The following is a 1,651-nucleotide window of genomic DNA, read 5'->3' as shown; positions in this document are numbered from 1 at the left end:
CACAGCTTTGCGACCCACCTGCTCGAACAGAAGGTCGATATCCGCGTGATCCAGGTGCTGCTGGGGCACAAGAAGCTGGAGACCACCGCGCTCTACGCGCAGGTCGCCACCGACCTGCTGCGCGAAGTGATCAGCCCGCTGGAGAATCTGCACAGGACGTAACACGCGGAGCACTTCCGTGCCCGAAGTCGCGGACGTCTTCCGCGCGCATGGGCCAGCGTGGCGACAGACCGTACAGCTGAGCCTGGGACAGCTGAAGGTCATGTCGGCCATTGAACAGTGCCGCAGTGCGGCGCTGGGTGGACATGTGTTGCGCTGTTCCGGCTGCGCACAGCTCGAGGTCGCCTACAACTCCTGCCGCAACCGTCATTGCCCGAAGTGCCAGGCCAGCGCCGCGCGCCGCTGGCTCGAGGCGCGTCAGGCCGACCTGCTGCCCGTGGAGTACTACCACGTGGTCTTCACGCTGCCTGCGGCGATCAGCGCGATCGCCTGGTATAACAAGTTGGTCATCTACGGGCTGCTGTTCGATGTTGCCGCCGAAACCCTGCGCACCATCGCCGCCGATCCGAAGCATCTGGGCGCACAGATCGGCGCGACGCTGGTGCTGCATACGTGGGGCTCGGCACTGACGCACCATCCGCACGTGCACGGCATCGTCCCCGGCGGCGGCCTGTCACCCGACGGTGAGCGGTGGGTCGCATGCCGGCCCGGTTTCTTCCTGCCGGTGCGCGTGCTGTCACGCCTGTTCCGGCGCCGTTTCCTGGAGGAACTCGCGGCCGTGCATCGCCGCGGCCAGCTGCGGTTCTTCGGCGAGTATGCCGCGCTCGCCGATCCCGCTGTCTTCGCACAATGGCTCGCGCCGCTACGCGCATGTGAATGGGTGGTGTATGCCAGGCGCCCGTTCGCCGGACCCGGGGCCGTACTCGCGTATCTGTCGCGCTACACGCATCGCGTGGCCATCTCCAACCAGCGCCTCATCGCGCTCGATGAGCGGGGCGTGACCTTCCGCTGGAAGGATTACCGCGCCAGGGGGCGCACCCGCTACAAGACCATGACGCTCGAAGCCGGCGAGTTCATGCGGCGCTTCCTGCTGCACGTGTTGCCTGGTGGCTTCCACCGCATCCGTCACTATGGGCTGCTTGCCAATCCGGTGCGGCGGCACAACCTGGCGACCATACGTGCGTTGCTGCACGCTCCAGCAGTCATTGACGCCAACGATGAGGCGTCTGCGGATACCCGGGCGCCGACCTTTATCTGCAGACACTGCGGCGCCCCGATGATCATCATCGAGATCCTCCTGCGCACCCACCCGATTCGCGCGCCACCGACATTGCGAGGCAGCGCATGAGCGTACATGACCAGGATCTTCAGTCCGACTGTCGGCTCTTCGGCAACGAGCGCCAACAGGAGACACTCGCGCCTGCCGCTCCGGGCAGACCTTGCCGCCGCTCGCGGCATCGTCACAACATGGCGGACGACACCTTCGAAACCACCTTCGACCCCATCCCGCCCCAGGTTCGCTTCAGCATGCCGTGCTGCGGCTGACGGTCAGCTCCCTTCAATCCCCATAGCCGCCGAAGGTTCCCGCCGCCTCGGTTCACTCCGCGGTTTCCTCCCTCGAGGCTTGTCCAACGCCTGCCCGCATGCGTCG

2 protein-coding genes are annotated in these 1,651 nt (G+C 66.1%); both read left to right on the top strand.

Annotated features, from left to right (window positions below):
- Window positions 1–162: tyrosine-type recombinase/integrase (locus P0D89_RS52695; protein ID WP_408371101.1), on the top strand; the 162-nt coding region annotated here is incomplete at its 5' end.
- A gap of 16 nt (window positions 163–178) precedes the next feature.
- Window positions 179–1,348 (top strand): IS91 family transposase, encoded by a 1,170-nt coding sequence (locus P0D89_RS52690; RefSeq protein WP_408379577.1) that lies wholly within the window; start codon window positions 179–181, stop codon window positions 1,346–1,348.
- The last annotated feature ends 303 nt before the right edge of the window (window positions 1,349–1,651 follow it).

Source organism: Paraburkholderia sp. RL18-085-BIA-A, from assembly GCF_046027075.1.
Lineage (GTDB): Bacteria > Pseudomonadota > Gammaproteobacteria > Burkholderiales > Burkholderiaceae > Paraburkholderia.
Note: the sequence above shows the minus strand (reverse complement) of the source record. Positions and strands in the feature narration are given on the sequence as shown.